At 70.6% G+C, this 16,807-nt stretch carries 13 protein-coding genes; 9 read left to right on the top strand and 4 right to left on the bottom strand.

Annotated elements, in window-relative coordinates; all coding sequences use genetic code 11:
* Positions 1 to 87: 87 nt before the first annotated feature.
* Together AVW11_RS32765 and eccCa are read right to left on the bottom strand one after the other, a co-directional pair.
* On the bottom strand, positions 88 to 333 hold the full coding sequence (locus AVW11_RS32765) for a DUF397 domain-containing protein (protein WP_030844357.1): 246 nt from the start codon (positions 331 to 333) through the stop codon (positions 88 to 90).
* Positions 334 to 441: 108 nt separating this feature from the next.
* Positions 442 to 4,398 carry a type VII secretion protein EccCa gene (eccCa, locus tag AVW11_RS32760; RefSeq protein ID WP_076046841.1) on the bottom strand — a complete coding sequence of 1,319 codons (3,957 nt, stop codon included), beginning with the start codon at positions 4,396 to 4,398 and terminating at the stop codon, positions 442 to 444.
* Positions 4,399 to 4,594: 196 nt separating this feature from the next.
* Between eccCa and eccD the strand changes: the two genes are divergently transcribed.
* From eccD to AVW11_RS32730, 6 genes are all read left to right on the top strand, one after another.
* Entirely contained in the window at positions 4,595 to 6,112 is a 1,518-nt protein-coding gene (gene eccD, locus AVW11_RS32755; protein WP_076046840.1) for a type VII secretion integral membrane protein EccD, read from the top strand.
* A 182-nt stretch (positions 6,113 to 6,294) separates the two neighbouring features.
* On the top strand, positions 6,295 to 6,582 hold the full coding sequence (gene rpsO / locus AVW11_RS32750) for a 30S ribosomal protein S15 (RefSeq protein WP_030011220.1): 288 nt from the start codon (positions 6,295 to 6,297) through the stop codon (positions 6,580 to 6,582).
* 305 nt (positions 6,583 to 6,887) lie between these two features.
* Positions 6,888 to 9,110, top strand: coding sequence for a polyribonucleotide nucleotidyltransferase (locus tag AVW11_RS32745; RefSeq protein ID WP_060176937.1), 2,223 nt, complete (start codon positions 6,888 to 6,890; stop codon positions 9,108 to 9,110).
* Positions 9,107 to 10,486, top strand: a complete 1,380-nt coding sequence (locus AVW11_RS32740) for a M16 family metallopeptidase (RefSeq protein WP_030844349.1) — start codon at positions 9,107 to 9,109, stop codon at positions 10,484 to 10,486. Before AVW11_RS32745 ends, AVW11_RS32740 begins: the two co-directional genes overlap by 4 nt.
* Before the next feature lie 26 nt (positions 10,487 to 10,512).
* A complete protein-coding gene (gene dapB, locus AVW11_RS32735; protein WP_030844347.1) occupies positions 10,513 to 11,265 on the top strand; it encodes a 4-hydroxy-tetrahydrodipicolinate reductase in 753 nt (250 codons plus the stop codon).
* A 15-nt stretch (positions 11,266 to 11,280) separates the two neighbouring features.
* On the top strand, positions 11,281 to 11,733 hold the full coding sequence (locus AVW11_RS32730) for a tetratricopeptide repeat protein (protein ID WP_030844345.1): 453 nt from the start codon (positions 11,281 to 11,283) through the stop codon (positions 11,731 to 11,733).
* A 52-nt stretch (positions 11,734 to 11,785) separates the two neighbouring features.
* On the opposite strand, the gene AVW11_RS32725 is transcribed toward AVW11_RS32730, so the two are convergent.
* Both AVW11_RS32725 and AVW11_RS32720 read right to left on the bottom strand, forming a co-directional pair.
* On the bottom strand, positions 11,786 to 12,349 hold the full coding sequence (locus tag AVW11_RS32725; RefSeq protein ID WP_030844342.1) for a PH domain-containing protein: 564 nt from the start codon (positions 12,347 to 12,349) through the stop codon (positions 11,786 to 11,788).
* A gap of 48 nt (positions 12,350 to 12,397) precedes the next feature.
* Complete coding sequence (locus AVW11_RS32720) at positions 12,398 to 12,637, bottom strand: hypothetical protein (protein WP_030651221.1); 240 nt, start codon at positions 12,635 to 12,637, stop codon at positions 12,398 to 12,400.
* A gap of 212 nt (positions 12,638 to 12,849) precedes the next feature.
* On the opposite strand from AVW11_RS32720, the gene thyX reads away from it, so the two are divergent.
* The 3 genes from thyX (at position 12,850) to AVW11_RS32705 (ending at position 16,500) form a co-directional block, all read left to right on the top strand.
* Positions 12,850 to 13,590, top strand: a complete 741-nt coding sequence (thyX, locus tag AVW11_RS32715; RefSeq protein ID WP_030844334.1) for an FAD-dependent thymidylate synthase — start codon at positions 12,850 to 12,852, stop codon at positions 13,588 to 13,590.
* 200 nt (positions 13,591 to 13,790) lie between these two features.
* Positions 13,791 to 14,690, top strand: a complete 900-nt coding sequence (dapA, locus tag AVW11_RS32710; protein WP_030844332.1) for a 4-hydroxy-tetrahydrodipicolinate synthase — start codon at positions 13,791 to 13,793, stop codon at positions 14,688 to 14,690.
* 124 nt (positions 14,691 to 14,814) lie between these two features.
* Complete coding sequence (locus AVW11_RS32705; RefSeq protein ID WP_030844331.1) at positions 14,815 to 16,500, top strand: ribonuclease J; 1,686 nt, start codon at positions 14,815 to 14,817, stop codon at positions 16,498 to 16,500.
* Positions 16,501 to 16,807 lie beyond the last annotated feature (307 nt).

Here is a 16,807-nt window from a genome sequence, read left to right as displayed (position 1 = left end):
CCGCCCGGGCCCCGGGCCACCGGGTCCCGGCACGCCGAAGGGGCGCGCCCGTGGCGGGCGCGCCCCTTCGGCATGTCCTGCCGCCCCTCAGGGCTCCTGGCGGTCCAGGTCGAACTCGCCGTCCCTGGCACCGAGCACGAAGGCCTCCCACTCGGCGGCCGTGTAGCGCAGCACCGTCTCCCGGTCCAGCGAGGACCGCATCGCCACCGCCCCCTCGGGCAGCCGCGCGATCTCCACCCGCTCCTCCTCCGGACTGGTCCCCGGCGGCCCTTCCCACTCCACACCGCTGATGTCGAGCGCGTACAGCTCGTCCTTCTCCTGCTGGGTGCCCATGGGCGGCCTTTCCCTCGGTGGTGCGGTCTTCCCCGCCGATTATCGGGGAGGCGCCGCCGGCCGGGACGGCTTTCCAGCCGATCCGGCCGACGCCCTGCGCCCCGGAGCTCACATACCGCCCGGCATCCGGCCGAGCTGGACCAGCGACGTGCCCCGCCGACGCGAGACGAAGTAGCCCCGGCCCGGCGGCATCGGACGCGGCCGGACCGTGCCGACGAGATCGCCCTCGGCCGGATCGCCGGACAGGACGACGCCCTGCGCGCCCAGCTCCTTGATCCGCTGCATGAACGACTCGTACATCGAGCGGGAGGCACCCGCCGAGCTGCGCGCGATGATGAAGCGCACCCCCGTGTCGCGGGCGAACGGCAGGTACTCCACCAGCGGCGCCAGCGGATTGCCCTGGCTCGTGGCCACCAGGTCGAAGTCGTCGATGATGATGAACACGTCCGGGCCCGTCCACCAGCTGCGGTCGCGCAGCTGCTGCGGAGTGACGTCCTGCGGGGGCTGCCGCCGCGAGAACACCCCGCCCAGCGCCTCCATGTGCATCTGCAGCGAGCTCGCCATCGGCGCGTACTCCAGCAGGTGCTCCTCCGGCAGCGCCCCGAGCAGGGTCCGCCGGTAGTCGCCCACGACCAGCCGCGCCTGCTCCGGCGTGTACCGCTCCGCGATCTGCTTGGCGATGAGCCGCAGCAGGTTCGTCTTGCCCGACTCGCTCTCGCCGAAGACCAGCAGGAAGGGGTCGGTCTCGAAGTCGACGAACACCGGCTCCAGATCGGTCTCGTCGATGCCGATCGAGATCCCGCGCTCGGGGAACTCCCCGCCCTTGGGCAGCTGGTCGGAGTGGAGCAGCCGCGGCAGCAGCCGTACCCCGGGCGCCGCGGGCCCCGTCCAGTTGGACCGGACCGCCTCCACGAAGGCCGTGGTGGCCTCCGACAGGTCGGCGGCCTCGTGCGAGCCGTCGATCCGCGGCAGCGCACCCAGGAAGTGCAGCTTCTCCGGCACCTGGCCGCGCCCCGGCATCCCCTGCGGGACGTTCGCCGCGACCTTGCGGTCGAACTCGGAGTCCATGGTGTCGCCGAGCCGCAGCTCCAGCCGGCCCAGCATCTGGTCCTTGAGCGCGGCCCGCACCTCCATGTACCGCGCGGCGGTGATCACCACATGGATGCCGTAGCCCAGACCGCGGGAGGCGATGTCCGTGACGACCTGCTCCAGGACCTCGTACTCGCCGCGGAAGTTGCCCCAGCCGTCGACGATCAGGAACACGTCGCCCCACGGCTCGTGCGGCAGGTCGCCCGCCGCCCGCCGGCGCCGGTACGTGCCGATCGAGTCGATGTTGTTCGCGCGGAAGAACTCCTCGCGGCGGTTGAGGATGCCCCCCACCTCCGCGACCGTGCGCCGCACCCGCTCCGGGTCCAGACGCGAGGCGATACCGCCCACGTGCGGCAGGTCGGCGATCGCCGACAGGCTGCCGCCACCGAAGTCCAACCCGTAGAACTGCACCTCGCGCGGGGTGTGCGTCAGCGCGAAGGACGACACCAGCGTCCGCATCAGCGTCGACTTGCCCGACTGCGGACCGCCCACCACCATCAGGTGGCCCGCCGCACCCGAGAAGTCGCGGTACAGCACCTCGCGCCGCTGCTCGAACGGCTTGTCGATGAGGCCGAGCGGCACGATCAGCCCGCCGGGCCGCGTGTAGCCCTCCGCGTGCAGCCCGCGCTCGGCGCTCGGTGCCAGCGCCGGAAGCAGCTGGTCCAGCGGCGGAGCCTGGTCGAGCGGCGGCAGCCACACCTGGTGCGCCGGCACCCCCTGGCCCTCCAGCCGGCCCACGATCACGTCCAGCACGGTGTCCGCCAGCGCGTCGTCCTCCCGCCCCGACCGCGCCGCCAGGTACGCCGGGTCCGGGGCCGCGTACACCACCGGCACCGGGGCCGCCGTGAACAGCACGGGCCGCCGCTCCACCGGGAACTGCCCCACCGACAGGTCCGGCCCGCCCGAGCGGTAGGTGCCCGAGACGTACGCCGCCTTGAAGCGCACCATCTCGTCCGTGCCGAACTTCAGGTAGCCCGAACCGGGCACCGACGGCAGGTGGTAGGCGTCCGGAACACCGATCGCGGTACGCGACTCCGCCGCGGAGAAGGTCCGCAGGCCGATCCGGTACGACAGATACGTGTCCAGGCCGCGCAGCTTGCCCTCCTCCAGCCGCTGCGACGCCAGCAGCAGGTGCACGCCCAGCGAACGGCCGATGCGGCCGATCTGGATGAACATGTCGATGAAGTCGGGCTTCGCCGTCAGCAGCTCGCTGAACTCGTCGATGACCAGCACCAGCGACGCCAGCGGCTCCAGCGGGGCGCCGGCCGCGCGGGCCTTCTCGTAGTCGTGGATGTTGGCGTAGTTGCCCGCCGAACGCAGCAGCTCCTGCCGGCGCTGCAGCTCACCGCGGATCGAGTCGCCCATGCGGTCCACGAGCGTCAGGTCGTCCGCCAGGTTCGTGATGACCGCCGCGACGTGCGGCATCTGGCCCATGCCCGTGAAGGTCGCACCGCCCTTGAAGTCGGCGAGCACGAAGTTCAGCGTCTCCGACGTGTGCGTGACCGCCAGACCCAGCACGAGGGTGCGCAGCAGCTCCGACTTGCCGGAACCGGTCGCACCCACGCACAGGCCGTGCGGGCCCATGCCCTCCTGCGCGGCCTCCTTCAGGTCCAGCATCACCGGGGCGCCGTCCTCGCCGACGCCGATCGGCACACGCAGCCGCTCGCCGGCGGACCGCGGCCGCCAGGTCCGCGCCACGTCGACGGCGGCCGCGTCGCCCAGGTTCAGCAGGTCCGTGAAGTCCAGGTTCGCCAGCAGCGGCTCGTCGTCGTCCCCGCCGCCCGTGCGCAGCGGCGCCAGCTGCCGCGCCAGAGCCTCCGCCGCCGGCAGCGACAGGGTGTCCGGGACACCCTCGTACACCACCCCGCCGCCCGACTCCAGACGCAGCCGGCCCGGACGCACCACGACCGACAGACCGCCGCGCGGCTCGTCCAGCTCGCCCGCGACCACCTCGATGATGGTGACGCCCTGCAGTCCCTCGGCCGCCGCGAACACCGAGTCCGGGGGCACCATCCCACCGTCCAGCACCACCACCAGGTGCGGCTGGTCCAGCACCGGGGACACATCGCGGCTGAACCGCGGCCGCCCCTCCAGCCGGGACGCCAGCATCCCCTCCAGCTCGGCGAGATCGTCGCCGAACAGCCGCTTCGTACCGGCCCCGTCGACCTGCCCGGGCAGCTGCGTGTGCGGCAGCCACTTCGTCCAGTCCCACGAGGGCACCGCACCGGGCGCGGCCACCACGGCCACCATCAGGTCCTCGGGGGAGTGCAGCGTCGCCAGCTGCGCGACCACCGCCCGCGCCGCACCGCGCGCCGACTCCGGCTCCCCGGACACCGCCACGTGGTAGAAGGCGCGCATCGACACCGCCATCGGCAGCCCGTCCAGCGAGGAGTGCACCTTCAGGAAGCGCTGCATCGCGCCCGCCGTCAGCGGCTCCAGCTCGTCCACCGGCGCCGTCTCGGGCGCCACCAGCGGCGTCGCCAGGCGCTGCGCACCCAGCCCCAGCCGGGCCTGCCCGAAGTCCGGATCGCCGACCCGCCGCTCCCACAGCCGCGAACCGTCCGCCACCACCGACCACAACTGCTCCGGGGACGGGTGCAGGTACAGCTGCGCGTCGCGCTGCGCCCGGGCGGTCCGCCGCACCTGACGGCGCGTCTGGGCGAGGTACTTGAGGTAGTCCCGGCGCACATCGGCCATTTGCCCCTGCGTACCGCGCCGGTGGCGCACCAGCTGCGCCACGATCATGCCCACCGTCGAGGCCAGCATCAGCACACCCATGATGCGCATGAACGGAGCCGCGCCCGGCATGAAGAAGAAGACGACGGAGGACCCCATGCCGAGCATCGGCAGGAGCTGCATCAGCATGCCCTCCTGCTGCCCGCGCGGAAGTTCGGGGGGAGCCTCCAGCCTGAGCTCCTCCGAAGGAACCTCGGGCGGCAGGGACCGCGGCGGGCGTTTGACGACGATCTGGCTCACCGGAGCATCAATCCCTCGAAAACGGACGGGACGTCGCAACCGGCGCCCCCAAGTCCCGGGCGCGCAGGGGGTATCCCCAGCGCGACGGTGATCCTACTTGCCGACTGTCGCTCATACGCCCGGTAGGGTGTCGCGCGCAGCATGCGCATCCGCGAATCGAGCACGGGCGCGGACAGCAACCAAGGGGGTCACGCAGGTGAGTACGGCCGGTACGACGGGTTTCTGCAGGGTCACCGTCGTGGCCCCCGACAGCCGCATCGACGTCGCCCTCCCCGAGGACATCGCCGTCGCCGACGTCTACCCCGAGCTGCTGCGCCTCACCGGCCAGACCCAGCCCGTCGGCGCCCCGACCGGCTTCCACCTCGTCCGCCGTTCCGGGACCGTCCTCGACGGCGCCCGCACCCTCGCCGCCCAGCAGGTCCTCGACGGCGAGGTGCTGAGCCTGCGCCCCTTCGCCGAGTCCCTGCCGCCGGCCGTCTTCGACGACGTCTCCGACGCCGTCGCCTCCGCCGTCGTCCGCGACCGGCACCGCTGGAGCGACGACATGCTGCGCGGCGCGGGCCTCGCCGGCTCCGCCGTGCTGCTCGTGATGCTGGGCTTCGTCCTGTGGTACGCCGACCCCGTCCGCCACGACATGCACGGCCTGCCCGGCATCATCGCGGGCGCCGTCGGGATCCTGCTCACCGCCGTGGCAGGGGTGCGCGCCCGCGTCTACCGCGACCGCCTCTCCGCCACGGCCCTGGGCCTGGGAGCCCTCCCGCACCTGCTGATCGCCGGATCCGGGATCGTCGGCCCCGCCGCCGGCCACGGACCCGGCCGGCTCCAGTTCCTCCTCGGCTGCGTCTGCGTCCTGGTCGCCTCCGTCGCCCTGGTCGCGCTCGCCCCCAGCGGCGACGCCCCCTTCGTCGCGGCCACCTTCGTCGCCGCCACCGGCACCCTCGCCACCTTCGCCGCGATCGCCACCGAGGCCTCCGCCACCTACACCGCCGCCGTCTGCGCGCCCGTCGCCATCGGCCTCGTCGCCTTCCTGCCCGGCCTCTCCGCACGCTTCGCCCGCCTGCCCATCGGCTACGAGGCCCCGACGAGCGCCACGGCCGACTACGTCGACGACACCACGACCCCGGACCGCTACGACACCGCCCCGTACGGCGACCAGGCCGACGCCGACCAGCACGAGCAGGGCGCCCCGCTCGACGCCGAGGCGATCGCCGCCCAGGCCCGCCGCGGGCACGAGATGCTCCTCGGCCTGGTCGGCGGCTGCGCCGCGGTCGCCGTCGGCGCCGCCGCCGTCCTGGGCTTCTCCGACAACACCTGGGCCCGCCTGCTGGCCCTGGCCACCGGGCTCGCCATGCTGCTGCGCGCCCGCCTCTTCCGGTACACCTCCCAGGTCGTGTGCGCCCTGGCGGCCGGCCTCGCCGCCGTCGCGCTGCTGATCCTGGGCCTGTCCCTGCACCCGCCGCAGGCGCTGCTCGAAGCCCTGCTCCTGGAGCAGGACCGCAGCGGCCTGGACCTGCGTACGATCTGGCTCACCGCCGCCGTCGCCGCCGGCGCGGCCCTCCTCGCGGGAATTGCGCTTGTCATCCCCCGCAAGGGCCTGTCACCCTTCTGGGGAAGGCTGCTCGACCTCACCGAGGCGGCGGTCCTGCTCAGCCTGGTGCCCCTGACCCTGGCCGTGCTCGACGTGTACGCCCGGGCCCGCGCTCTCACCAGCTGAGACGGGGCGGAGCGGCAGCCTGGTACGCTGTGTGACGGCCGTTTGTGTACGCGTCCCCCGGATCCCCTTCGAAGGGTCTGTGGACTGCGCTCAGCGGACCCCGCCTCCCGAGTAACGGAAGCTCCCCAGAGACTCAGACCTGGGGCACTCGGTGGCAACGAAGACCCAAACGAGGAGTACGCGTGCCGCTCGACGCCGCTACGAAGAAGCAGATCATCACCGAGTTCGGTGCCAAGGAGGGCGACACCGGCTCCCCCGAGGTCCAGGTCGCGATGCTCTCCCGCCGCATCTCGGACCTGACCGAGCACCTCAAGACCCACAAGCACGACCACCACTCCCGTCGTGGTCTGCTGATCCTGGTCGGCCAGCGTCGCCGCCTGCTGCAGTACCTGGCCAAGAAGGACATCCAGCGCTTCCGTACGCTGGTCGAGCGCCTCGGCATCCGCCGCGGTGCGGCCGGCGCCAAGTAAGACGCCGTGAAGGGAGCGGTTCCCACATCCGGGGGCCGCTCCCTTTGCTGTACGTGCGCTACGGACCAGTCCCTTTGTAGTCTGGAACGGACGCACGTGTACGTCCGACGACGAGACGTGCACAACTGAAGAGGAGGAGCGCCCTCCCACGCCGCCGGTCCTCGGTAGTGGCACCCGGAATGCCCCACGGGCAACGAACCGGGTGCTTCGATCGAAGACCGGCCAGCACCCCAGGAGCGCTTCTCCGCAACCGTCCTCCGCCACACGGGCGGCGGACGGAGACGACGAAAATGGAGAAAACGCTAGTGGAGAACGAGACCCACTACGCCGAGGCCGTCATTGACAACGGTTCCTTCGGCACCCGCACCATCCGCTTCGAGACGGGCCGTCTGGCCCGCCAGGCCGCCGGCTCCGCCGTTGCCTACCTGGACGACGACACGATGGTGCTTTCCGCCACCACCGCGTCGAAGAAGCCCAAGGACCAGCTCGACTTCTTCCCCCTGACGGTGGACGTCGAGGAGCGGCAGTACGCGGCCGGCAAGATCCCCGGCTCCTTCTTCCGCCGTGAGGGCCGGCCCTCCGAGGACGCGATCCTCACCTGCCGCCTGATCGACCGCCCGCTGCGCCCGTCCTTCAAGAAGGGCCTGCGCAACGAGATCCAGGTCGTCGCCACCGTCATGGCGCTCAACCCGGACCACCTGTACGACGTCATCGCGATCAACGCCGCGTCCGCGTCCACGCAGCTCGCCGGCCTGCCCTTCTCCGGCCCGATCGGCGGCGTCCGCGTCGCGCTGATCCGCGGCCAGTGGGTCGCCTTCCCGACGCACACCGAGCTCGAGGACGCCGTCTTCGACATGGTCGTCGCGGGGCGCACCCTCGAGGACGGCGACGTCGCGATCATGATGGTCGAGGCCGAGGCCACCGAGAAGACCATCGCCCTCGTCAAGGGCGGCGCCGAGGCGCCGACCGAGGAGATCGTCGCCGCGGGCCTCGACGCCGCGAAGCCGTTCATCAAGGTCCTCTGCAAGGCCCAGGCGGACCTGGCGGCCAAGGCCGCCAAGCCCGAGGGCGAGTTCCCGGTCTTCCTGGACTACCAGGACGACGTGTACGAGGCCCTCGCGGCCGCCGTCAAGGGCGAGCTCTCCCAGGCGCTGACCATCGCGGGCAAGCAGGACCGCGAGGCCGAGCTGGACCGCGTCAAGGAGCTCGCCGCCGACAAGCTCCTCCCGGCCTTCGAAGGCCGCGAGAAGGAGATCTCGGCCGCGTACCGCAGCCTGACCAAGGCCCTGGTGCGCGAGCGCGTCATCAAGGACAAGGTCCGCATCGACGGCCGCGGGATCACGGACATCCGTACCCTCGCCGCCGAGGTCGAGGCCATCCCGCGCGTGCACGGCTCGGCGCTGTTCGAGCGTGGCGAGACCCAGATCCTGGGCGTCACCACCCTCAACATGCTCCGCATGGAGCAGCAGCTGGACACCCTCTCCCCGGTGACCCGCAAGCGCTACATGCACAACTACAACTTCCCGCCGTACTCCGTCGGCGAGACCGGCCGCGTCGGTTCGCCGAAGCGCCGCGAGATCGGCCACGGCGCGCTCGCCGAGCGCGCGATCGTGCCGGTCCTCCCGACCCGCGAGGAGTTCCCCTACGCGATCCGCCAGGTGTCCGAGGCCCTCGGCTCCAACGGTTCGACGTCCATGGGCTCGGTCTGCGCCTCCACCATGTCGCTGCTGAACGCCGGTGTGCCCCTCAAGGCCCCCGTCGCCGGCATCGCCATGGGCCTGATCTCCCAGGAGATCGACGGCAAGACCCACTACGTCGCCCTCACCGACATCCTCGGTGCGGAGGACGCCTTCGGCGACATGGACTTCAAGGTCGCCGGCACCAAGGAGTTCGTCACCGCGCTCCAGCTGGACACCAAGCTCGACGGCATCCCGGCCTCCGTCCTGGCCGCCGCCCTCAAGCAGGCCCGCGACGCCCGCCTCCACATCCTCGACGTGATGATGGAAGCGATCGACACGCCGGACGAGATGTCCCCGAACGCCCCGCGGATCATCACCGTCAAGATCCCCGTGGACAAGATCGGCGAGGTCATCGGCCCCAAGGGCAAGATGATCAACCAGATCCAGGAGGACACCGGCGCCGAGATCACGATCGAGGACGACGGCACCATCTACATCGGTGCCGCCGACGGCCCGGCCGCCGAGGCCGCCCGCGCCACGATCAACGGCATCGCCAACCCGACCATGCCGGAGGTCGGCGAGCGCTACCTGGGTACGGTCGTCAAGACCACCACCTTCGGTGCCTTCGTCTCCCTGCTCCCCGGCAAGGACGGCCTCCTGCACATCTCGCAGATCCGCAAGCTCGCCGGTGGCAAGCGTGTGGAGAACGTCGAGGACGTGCTCGCGGTCGGCACCAAGGTCCAGGTCGAGATCGCCGAGATCGACCAGCGCGGCAAGCTCTCCCTGATCCCCGTGATCGAGGGCGAGGCCGCCGCCGACGACGCTGACAAGGACGACTCCGACAAGTGACGTCGCGTAGTTCCCGTGTGACGGCCCGCCCCTCTTCGGAGGGGCGGGCCGTCGCCCGTACCCAAACCCTGCTCAAGGGCAGCAACGGCATCGGCACCGTCCGCCGCACCGTCCTGCCCGGCGGACTGCGCGTCGTCACCGAGACGCTGCCCTCCGTCCGCTCCGCCACCTTCGGCATCTGGGCGCACGTCGGCTCCCGCGACGAGACCCCCACGCTGAACGGCGCCACGCACTACCTGGAGCACCTCCTCTTCAAGGGCACGCGACGGCGCAGCGCCCTCGACATCTCCTCCGCGATCGACGCGGTCGGCGGCGAGATGAACGCCTTCACGGCGAAGGAGTACACCTGCTACTACGCACGGGTGCTCGACACCGATCTGCCGCTCGCCATCGACGTGGTCTGCGACATGCTCACCGGCTCGCTGATCCGCGAGGAGGACGTCGACGCCGAGCGCGGGGTCATCCTCGAAGAGATCGCGATGACCGAGGACGATCCCGGCGACATGGTCCACGACCTGTTCGCCCGGACGATGTACGGGGACACCCCGCTGGGCCGCCCCGTCCTCGGCACCGTCGACACGATCAACGCCCTCGGCGCCGACCGGATCCGCCGCTTCTACAAGAAGCACTACGACCCGACCCACCTCGTCGTGGCCGCCGCCGGCAACGTCGACCACAACAAGGTCGTACGCCAGGTCCGCGCCGCCTTCGAGAAGGCCGGCGCCCTCACCCGCACCGACGCCGAGCCGATCGGCCCGCGCACCGGCACCAAGCGCATCCGCACCTCCGGCCGCGTCGACCTGGTGAGCCGCAAGACCGAGCAGGCCCACGTCGTCCTCGGCATGCCCGGCCTGCAGCGCACCGACGAGCGCCGCTGGGCGCTCGGCGTGCTGAACACCGCCCTCGGCGGCGGCATGTCCTCCCGCCTCTTCCAGGAGGTCCGGGAGAAGCGCGGCCTCGCCTACAGCGTGTACTCCTACACCTCGGGCTTCGCCGACACCGGCCTGTTCGGCGTGTACGCGGGCTGCCGGCCCAACCAGGTCCACGACGTCCTGCGCATCTGCCGCGACGAGCTCGACAAGGTCGCGACGGAGGGACTGGCGGACGACGAGATCAAGCGGGCCATCGGCCAGCTCTCCGGTTCGACCGTCCTCGGCCTCGAGGACACCGGCGCGCTCATGAACCGCATCGGCAAGAGCGAGCTGTGCTGGGGCGACCAGATGTCGGTCGACGACATGCTCGCCCGGATCGCCGCGGTGACCCCGGACGACGTCCGCTCGGTCGCACAGGATGTACTGGCCCAGCGGCCCTCGCTGGCGGTCATCGGCCCGCTGAAGGAGAAGCAGGCCGCCCGCCTCGACGAGGTCGTCGCCTAGTTCCGTACGCACGTTAGGAAGCAACTATGAGCAAGCTGCGCGTGGCAGTCCTCGGCGCCCAGGGCCGCATCGGCTCCGAGGCGGTCAAGGCGGTCGAGGCCGCGGAGGACATGGAGCTGGTCGCGGCCCTCGGCCGCGGCGACAAGCTGGAGACGCTCGCCGAGGCCGGCGCCCAGGTCGCCGTCGAGCTGACCACCCCCGCCTCGGTGATGGACAACCTCGAGTTCCTGGTCCGCCACGGCATCCACGGCGTGGTCGGCACCACCGGCTGGACCGAGGACCGCCTCGCGCAGCTGGACGCGTGGCTTGCCGCTTCCCCGAAGACCGGTGTGCTCATCGCACCGAACTTCTCCATCGGCGCGGTCCTCACCATGAAGTTCGCCGCCCAGGCCGCCCGCTACTTCGAGTCCGTCGAGGTCGTCGAGCTGCACCACCCGAACAAGGTCGACGCCCCCTCCGGCACCGCGACCCGTACCGCGCAGCTCATCGCGGCCGCCCGCGCCGAGGCCGGCCTCGGCGCGCAGCCCGACGCCACCGCCACCGCGCTCGACGGCGCGCGCGGCGCCGACGTCGACGGGGTCCCCGTCCACGCCATCCGCCTGCGCGGCCTGCTCGCGCACCAGGAGGTACTCCTCGGCGGCGAGGGCGAGACCCTGACCATCCGTCACGACTCCCTGCACCACAGCAGCTTCATGCCGGGCATCCTGCTCGGCGCGCGCCGCGTGACGCAGACCCCGGGCCTCACGTTCGGCCTGGAAAACTTCCTCGACCTGGGCTGACCGGACTGATTCACGATGCGCGCGAAGATCACGTACTTCATCACGGCTGCCGTCCTGGTCGTCTACTTCGTCCTGGTCGGCAGCCGGGGCCTGCTGCTGATCCGGCAGGGAACCCTGCTCACCGTCACCTTCGGGGTGGCCGTGCTGATCCTGCCGCTCATCGGCATCTGGTTCCTCTGGAAGAACACGCAGTTCGTCACGAGGGCCAACCAGCTCGCCGGTGAGCTGGAGGCAGAGGGCGGACTGCCCGTGGACGAGCTGGAGCGCGACAGTTACGGCCGGATCCTGCGGGACTCGGCCGACGAGGTCTTCGCACGCCGCAAGGCCGAGACCGAGGACGCGCCGGGGGACTGGCGCAGCTGGTTCCGGCTCGCCGTCGCCTACCACGACGCCCGCGACACCCCGCGGGCGCGCAAGGCCATGCAACGGGCGATCGCCCTGCACGACAAGAAGCCCGTACAGGTCTGACACCTGTACGGGCCCCACGCGGCGCGTCCCGCCGTACCCCGGGACCCGGGTGTCAGGCGGGCACGGGCCGGTACTCCTCGGCCCAGGCCTCGACCGTGTCCGCGGCCCGGTCGAAGGCCTCCGACCGCGACAGGAAGTCGGCGTTGTGGTCGGTCAGCAGCACCGGCTGCTCCTCGACGCCGCGGGCGGACACCGTCAGCGCCTGCCCCTGCACGGTCCTCGGCAGCCCGAGCCAGCGCACCGGCTGCTGCACCGTGCGGATGTCGGTGACCTGGTTCCAGGCGATCGTCCGGGTGACGAAGAAGCCGACCCTGCGCAGACCCGTACGGCTGACCCACACGCCGATGCGCAGCATCTGCAGGGCCGACGCGAGGACGGCGAGGGCGGCGACCAGGCAGGCACCCGCCCCGGCCCAGCCCCCGCCGGCGAAGGCGACGATCATGGTGGCCAGGAGCATGAAGGCGGACAGCAGGAGCAGCACCGCGGAGATGGCCACCCGCCAGGGGCCGGGCCGGTAGGGCCGCCGCCAGCGGTCGTGGTCGGCGTGGGCCAGGACCTCGTCGGCGTCGTCATCCGCATCGGATGCGCCGTCGGCCGTCAGGAAGGACAGGGGCACGGCTGGACCTCACTCACATGCACGTTCGGTTGGGCTGTGCCCGTGAGGCTACCGCCCCTCGGACGCGGTCGACTGCTGCGACTTCTCCGGTGCCTTGTTCGGCTGAAGCGCCGGTATGCCGAAGAGCAGCGAGCCGGCGAGCCCCGCGACCACGGTCAGCCCGACCAGACTACGGGCGGCCAACTGGGCCTTGCCCAGGCGCTCGCGCGGCGGTGGAGTGACATTGCTGCGGAAACGGTCGGCCTCGGCGACGAAGGCGAACGGAACGGGTTCGCGCCGGCGAAACATGAGAGCGGAACTCCTCGGGCTCGATGCGGGTGCGTTCTGTCTTTAGGACGTACGGGCCGCCCAATCCGTGCCGGATTTCGGGACATCAACCAAAATTCATGGCTGTGCGTCAGCTGTGCGGATGCCCCGGCGGCAGACGGGCATGCGCGGGGACCCGCGAGGGGCGCCGTAGAGTGGGCGCGCCCCAGGACGCACGTTTGGAAGGACCCCCGGTGAGCGAGACCGCCGCTTCAGATCTGAAACCCAGCTTCCGCAGCGACGTGACGGTGGAGCTGGTGAAGCACTCCGCCGCCGACTCCGACGTGCTGTGGGCGGCCCGCGTCTCCACGGCCGGCGAGCAGTCCCTGGAGGAGCTCCAGAAGGACCCGGAGCGCTCCAAGGGCCTCATCAACTACCTGATGCGGGATCGCCACGGCAGCCCGTTCGAGCACAACTCGATGACCTTCTTCATCAGCGCCCCGATCTTCGTCTTCCGGGAGTTCATGCGTCACCGCGTGGGCTGGTCGTACAACGAGGAATCGGGTCGCTACAGGGAGCTCGAGCCGGTCTTCTACGTGCCGGACGCCGAGCGCAAGCTCGTCCAGGAGGGCCGCCCCGGCAAGTACGTCTTCGTCGAGGGCACCCAGGCGCAGCAGGAGCTGACCGCCCGCGTCATGGAGGACTCGTACGTACAGGCCTACGAGGCCTACCAGGAGATGCTGGCCGCGGGCGTGGCCCGGGAGGTAGCCCGTTCGGTCCTGCCGGTCGGCCTCTTCTCCTCGATGTACGCCACCTGCAACGCGCGCTCGCTGATGCACTTCCTGGGTCTGCGCACGCAGCACGAGCTCGCGACCGTCCCGTCCTTCCCGCAGCGGGAGATCGAGATGGTCGGCGAGAAGATGGAGCAGCACTGGGCCGGGCTCATGCCGCTCACGTACGCGGCGTACAACAGCAACGGGCGTGTTGCCCCGTAAGGTCCGTTACACCCGTGGCGTACAGATGTACGGAGTCAAGTCCGAAGTGTCCGTATTGCCACGTTTCGTAAACTTCATCTAGGCTGATCAAACGGACCCGGCACTGCTTGAACCCCCGAGCAGGCAGTGCCGGCGTCCAACACCCTGTTGACGTCCCCCGAGGGGACACCGCGAGCATGGCAGCGAGTAGCGTGTTACCCATGGCTCCGATCTCGACTCCGCAGACCCCCTTCGGGCGGGTCCTCACCGCCATGATCACGCCGTTCACGGCGGATGGCGCACTCGACCTCGACGGCGCGCAGCAGCTCGCCGTCCACCTGGTGGACGCAGGCAACGACGGCCTGATCGTCAACGGCACCACCGGTGAGTCGCCCACCACCACCGACGCGGAGAAAAACGACCTCGTACGAGCCGTCCTCGAAGCCGTCGGAGACCGCGCCCACGTGGTCGCCGGCATCGGTACCAACGACACCCGCCACACCCTGGAGCTGGCCCGCCAGGCCGAGCGCACCGGCGCCCACGGCCTGCTCGCCGTCACCCCGTACTACAGCAAGCCCCCGCAGGAGGGCCTCCACCGGCACTTCACGGCGATCGCCGACGCGACGGAGCTGCCGGTCATGCTGTACGACATCCCCGGCCGCAGCGGTGTCCCGATCGAGACCGAAACCCTGGTCCGGCTTGCGGAGCACCCCCGCATCGTGGCCAACAAGGACGCCAAGGGCGACCTCGGCCGTGCCAGCTGGGCCATCGCGCGGAGCGGCCTGGCCTGGTACTCGGGCGACGACATGCTGAACCTGCCGCTCCTGTCGGTCGGCGCCGTCGGCTTCGTCTCCGTCGTCGGCCACGTGGTCACGCCCGACCTGCGCGCGATGCTGGAGGCCCACCTCGCCGGCGACGTCCAGAAGGCCGCCGAGATCCACCAGAAGCTGCTGCCCGTCTACACGGGGATGTTCCGCACGCAGGGTGTGATGACCACCAAGGGTGCGCTGAACCTCCAGGGCCTGCCCGCCGGCCCGCTGCGGCTCCCGCTGATCGAACTGACCGACGAAGAGACGGCTCAGCTCAAGCTCGATCTCGCCGCGGGCGGGGTACAGCTCTGACAACAGACTTCACAACTGAACAAGCACCACCGAACAAATACAGAGCAGACAACAGCAAGTGCACGAATGACATGCGCGCCACGTGCCTTCCGGGTACGTGGCGCGCGTGGTGAAGGAGACACTTTTGAGCCATCCGCATCCGGAACTCGGTCCGCCGCCGAAGCTGCCCAAGGGCGGCCTCAGGGTCACCCCCCTGGGTGGTCTCGGCGAGATCGGCCGCAACATGACCGTCTTCGAGTACGACGGCCGCCTGCTGATCGTCGACTGCGGCGTCCTCTTCCCCGAGGAGGAGCAGCCCGGCATCGACCTGATCCTGCCGGACTTCTCGTCCATCCGGGACCGCCTCGACGACATCGAGGGCATCGTCCTCACCCACGGCCACGAGGACCACATCGGCGCCGTCCCGTACCTCCTGCGGGAGAAGCCGGACATCCCGCTGATCGGCTCCAAGCTGACGCTGGCCCTCATCGAGGCCAAGCTCCAGGAGCACCGCATCCGCCCCTACACCCTTGAGGTGAAGGAGGGGGAGCGCGAGGCACTCGGCCCCTTCGACTGCGAGTTCATCGCGGTCAACCACTCCATCCCGGACGCGCTGGCCGTCGCGATCCGCACCGGCGCGGGCCTGGTCGTCGCCACCGGCGACTTCAAGATGGACCAGCTTCCGCTGGACAAGCGCCTCACGGACCTGCACGCCTTCGCGCGCCTGAGCGAGGAGGGCATCGACCTCCTGCTGTCCGACTCCACGAACGCCGAGGTCCCGGGCTTCGTCCCGCCGGAGCGCGAGATCTCCACGGTCCTGCGGAACGTCTTCGCCAACGCCCACCACCGGATCATCGTGGCCAGCTTCGCCAGCCACGTGCACCGCATCCAGCAGATCCTCGACGCAGCCCACGAGTACGGCCGCCGGGTCGCCTTCGTCGGCCGCTCGATGGTCCGCAACATGGGCATCGCCCGCGACCTGGGCTACCTCCGCGTCCCCGCCGGCCTCGTCGTGGACGTCAAGACGCTCGACGACCTGCCTCCCGAGGAGGTCGTGCTGGTCTGCACCGGTTCGCAGGGCGAGCCGATGGCTGCGCTGTCCCGCATGGCCAACCGCGACCACCAGATCCGGATCGTCCCCGGCGACACCGTGATCCTGGCGTCGTCCCTGATCCCGGGCAACGAGAACGCGGTCTACCGCGTGATCAACGGCCTCACCCGCTGGGGTGCCAACGTCGTGCACAAGGGCAACGCCAAGGTGCACGTCTCGGGCCACGCCTCGGCCGGCGAGCTGCTGTACTTCTACAACATCTGCAAGCCGCGGAACCTGATGCCGGTCCACGGCGAGTGGCGGCACCTGCGGGCCAACGCCGAGCTCGGTGCCATGACGGGCGTCCCCAAGGACCGGATCGTCATCGCCGAGGACGGTGTGGTCGTCGACCTGGTCGACGGCAAGGCCCGGATCTCCGGAAAGGTGCAGGCCGGCTACGTGTACGTGGACGGCCTCTCCGTCGGCGACGTCACCGAGTCCTCGCTCAAGGACCGCCGGATCCTCGGCGACGAGGGCATCATCTCGGTCTACGTCGTCGTGGACAGCACCACCGGCAAGGTGGTCAGCGGCCCGAACATCCAGGCCCGCGGCTCCGGCATCGAGGACGCGGCCTTCGGCCCCGTCGTCACGAAGATCGAGGAAGCCATCGCCCGCGCCGCGGCCGACGGCGTCGCCGAGCCGCACCAGATCCAGCAGCTCATCCGCCGCACGATGGGCAAGTGGGTCTCGGACAGCTACCGCCGGCGCCCGATGATCCTCCCGGTCGTCGTCGAGGTCTGATCAGGCCCTCGCCGTAGCGCCGTCACCGGAGCGGGGCAACCGGATTTGCATCCGGGGGCCCCGCTCCAGTACGTTTACGTCTCCACCCCGCAAGATCCCCCGGCACACACGTGTGTCCGGTTCGAGTCGCGCGGGCGGGTGGGAATCAGACCCGGGGAGACCTGATAAAGTCTGATCCGCCCGAAAGGGAAAGGCTCTCCAACGGCCACCGAATTCAAATCCAAGCCGGTAACGGCAAGGAAATGGTCTGGTAAGGTTGGAATCGCCGGAAAGGGAAACGCGAAAGCGAAAACCTGGAAAGCGCCGA

Source organism: Streptomyces amritsarensis (genome assembly GCF_001953875.1).
Lineage (GTDB): Bacteria > Actinomycetota > Actinomycetes > Streptomycetales > Streptomycetaceae > Streptomyces > Streptomyces amritsarensis.
Note: the sequence above shows the minus strand (reverse complement) of the source record. Positions and strands in the feature narration are given on the sequence as shown.

Excerpts from the sequence above, each read along its gene's own strand:
- AVW11_RS32765 (WP_030844357.1), bottom strand. The coding sequence starts at position 333 with ATGGGCACCCAGCAGGAGAAGGACGAGCTGTACGCGCTCGACATCAGC.
- dapB (WP_030844347.1), top strand. The coding sequence starts at position 10,513 with ATGAGCAAGCTGCGCGTGGCAGTCCTCGGCGCCCAGGGCCGCATCGGC.
- AVW11_RS32730 (WP_030844345.1), top strand. The coding sequence starts at position 11,281 with ATGCGCGCGAAGATCACGTACTTCATCACGGCTGCCGTCCTGGTCGTC.
- AVW11_RS32720 (WP_030651221.1), bottom strand. The coding sequence starts at position 12,637 with ATGTTTCGCCGGCGCGAACCCGTTCCGTTCGCCTTCGTCGCCGAGGCC.
- dapA (WP_030844332.1), top strand. The coding sequence starts at position 13,791 with ATGGCTCCGATCTCGACTCCGCAGACCCCCTTCGGGCGGGTCCTCACC.